This window comes from Leisingera sp. F5 (assembly GCF_001593695.1).
In genome coordinates, this window is record NZ_LUKH01000310.1 from 1 (window position 1) to 2957 (window position 2957).

The 2957-nt window shown below is 64.8% G+C and carries 3 protein-coding genes; all 3 read right to left on the reverse strand.

What is annotated here, in order from left to right:
- Nucleotides 1-57: 57 nt before the first annotated feature.
- From ccoS to A2I95_RS29395, 3 genes are read right to left on the reverse strand one after another with little or no spacing between them, the layout of a single operon-like run.
- Nucleotides 58-216 carry a cbb3-type cytochrome oxidase assembly protein CcoS gene (ccoS, locus tag A2I95_RS29385; RefSeq protein ID WP_027257996.1) on the reverse strand — a complete coding sequence of 53 codons (159 nt, stop codon included), beginning with the start codon at nucleotides 214-216 and terminating at the stop codon, nucleotides 58-60.
- Nucleotides 217-246: 30 nt separating this feature from the next.
- Nucleotides 247-2424, reverse strand: coding sequence for a heavy metal translocating P-type ATPase (locus A2I95_RS29390; RefSeq protein ID WP_027257995.1), 2178 nt, complete (start codon nucleotides 2422-2424; stop codon nucleotides 247-249).
- Between the two features lie 5 nt (nucleotides 2425-2429).
- On the reverse strand, nucleotides 2430-2894 hold the full coding sequence (locus A2I95_RS29395) for a FixH family protein (RefSeq protein ID WP_027257994.1): 465 nt from the start codon (nucleotides 2892-2894) through the stop codon (nucleotides 2430-2432).
- Nucleotides 2895-2957: the final 63 nt, after the last annotated feature.

Genomic DNA, 2957 nt, shown 5'->3' on the forward strand with positions numbered 1-2957 from the left:
GGGCAACTGCAGGGGCGGGAGGGATTGGCTTTTTCACACAGGCGCAGGCCGCCCGCATCACGGCTTGGGCTTGTCGTCCCACTCATCGCTCAGGATCCGGCGGGAATCGCCTTCCGGGTCGTCGTACTGGTTGCTGCGCAGCGTATAGAAAAACGCCGCCAGTCCGACCGAGCCGAGGATCAGTGAAATCGGGATCAGATAGGCAAGGACACTCATGGCTTCAGGTCCGGTGTGGCTGGCGCCGGCTTATCGCAGCCGCAGCGCGTTGAGGGAGACTGTGATGGAAGAGGTAGACATCGCCAGCGCCGCAATCAAGGGCGTCGCCAGCCCGGCTATCGCCAGGGGCACCGCGATCACGTTGTACAGCGTGGCAATGCGGAAGTTTTCGCGGATCCGGCGGGTTGCCTTCTGCGCCACGGCACAGGCCTCTGCAATCGGGGAAAGATCTTGCCCCAGCAGCACGATATCCGAGGCCACCCGCGCGGCATCCAGCGCCGAGGCTGGTGAGATTGACACATGCGCCGCTGCCAGCGCCGCTGTGTCATTGAGGCCATCACCGACCATCAGAACCTTTTTGCCTTGCTCCGTCAGCATCTGCACCCGGGCGGATTTGTCCGCTGGCAGCGCCTCGGCCACCCACTTGGCGATGCCCAGCCGTCCGGCCAGATCCTCCACCGCGCCAGTGCTGTCGCCGGAGATCAACAGCACATCCTTGCCTGCGTCCTTCAGCGCCTGCACCGCTTCCGCAGCACCGGGACGCAAGGCATCGGTGAACAGGAACGCCTGCGCCTCCCCCGACCCGCTGTCCAGCCAAGCGGCTGTCTGGCTGTCCTGCTCGGCGCCGACCCAGGCTGCACGTCCCAGCCGCACCCGCTGGCCGCGGAACAGTCCTTCTGCGCCATAACCCGGCACCTCGGTGATGTCCTGCACGCCGGCCGGTTTGACCCCGGCTGTGCGCGCGGCGCGTGTCAGCGCCACTGACAACGGATGCGAAGACCCTTCGGCCAGCGCCAGTGCAATCTCCAAATCGCCCCGGGCATGATCCCCCAGGTTGGTCACCTGCGGCGCGCCGGCAGTCAGCGTGCCGGTTTTGTCGAACACCACGGTATCGACCTCCGCCAGACGCTCCAGCGCAGTGGCATGTTTGATCAGCATACCGCGTTTGAACAGCCTGCCTGAGGCCGCGGTGGTCACCGCAGGCACCGCAAGGCCCAGCGCGCAGGGACAGGTGATGATCAACACCGCCGCGGCGATGTTCAGCGCCATGCGGAGGTCGAAAGTGTAAAGATACCAGCCCGCGAATGCGAGAGCCGACAAGATATGAACGCCGGGCGCATAAAGCTTGGCAGCGCTGTCTGCCAGCGAGGTGTAGCGGGAGCGGCCGGATTCGGCGATGGCGACCAGATCGGTCATCCGGTGCAGCGAGGTATCCTCCCCCACCGCAGTCGCCCGGATGGTGAGCGGGCCGGTCAGGTTCACTTCGCCGGCTGACACCGCCAGACCGGGTTCCGCAAACACCGGCAGCGTCTCGCCGGTCAGCAGCGACCGGTCCAGTTCCGACCGTCCCTCGATAATCTCGCCGTCCACCGGCATCCGCCCGCCGGGGCGCACAAGGATCAGGTCGCCGATGGCCAGATCCGCCACCGGCACCTCGTATTCGTCGCCATCCAGCAACCGGATCGCGCGAGGCACCTCCAGTGCGGCCAGCTCCTCGGCGGCGGAACGCGCCACAGCGCGGGTGCGGTAGTCCAGATAACGGCCTGCCAGCAGGAAAAAGGTCAGCGTCAGCGCGGCATCAAAATAGGCGTGCTCACCCGACAGTGAGGTCTCCCATAGCGAGGTGGCCAGCGCCAACACAAGCGCCAGCACAATCGGCACATCCATGTTCAGGCGCCCGACCCGCAACGCCGTCCAGGCATTGGCAAAAAACGGCTGCGCCGCAAAGATGATCGCGGGGAAGGTGATCGCGGCAGAAATCCAGTGGAACATGTCCCGCGTCGCATCCGATGCCCCGGACCAGACGGAAACCGACAGCAGCATCACATTCATGGAGGCAAAGAAAGCCACCGCCAGCCGCATCAAGAGATCGCGTCCCGCCTTGTCGTTCTGGGTGGCAGCCAGCGCTGCCAGATCCAGTTCGTGCGCCTCGTAGCCGATGCTTTCCAGCACCGGGATCAGATCGGCAGCGCGCAAATCCGGCTCCGCCTCGATCAACGCCCGCTTAAGTGTCAGATTGACCCGTGCGGAATGAATGCCGGGGTGTGCGCTCAGCTCGCGCTCCACCGCTGAAATACAGGCCTGGCAGTGAATGCCCGGCAAGGACAGCGCCAGCCGTGCCTCTGTCGGGGCCTGTTCAGCGCTGTCATGCGGGGCTGCGACACAGGCCGGGCAAGCCGCAAGCGAGGGGCGGAGCTGGGCAGTCATGGCAATCAGCCTTTCACATGCAGGATCACGCGCTGGGTGAATTCGGTGCCGTCCTTGGCCCGCGCAACCATGCGGATGTTCCAATTGCCCGGCCCCAGCTCGGCCGGCGCCACATAGGCCTGGCCGTCAAAGGTGAACTCCGGCTGCTGGTCATCCTGCACATGGGTGGCCCGGCCCAGCGTTGCGCTCAACTTGGCGACCTCCACCGGAGCGCCGCCGGCATCGGTGATCTCCAGCTTGACCTGATCACCCTGCGAAGACGCATAGACCGACCAGCCCAAGGCCTCCTGCGCAGAACGGCGCAGATCGAACTCCTGGCTGGCAACATAGGAGTTCTTCACCTCCAGCCCTGGAAAGGTCTTCACCGCATTGACCGCCAGGGCGATGTTCACCCCGATGATCACCGCAAAGGCGCCGCAGAACAGCATCAAGGCATGCTTACCGGTGAATTCGCGTTCGCGCTTGGCCATGGCTCAGTTCCCCTTGCCGTTAAAGCTGGTGTCCTTATGGGCCCGTTCCCCGTTTATCAGATC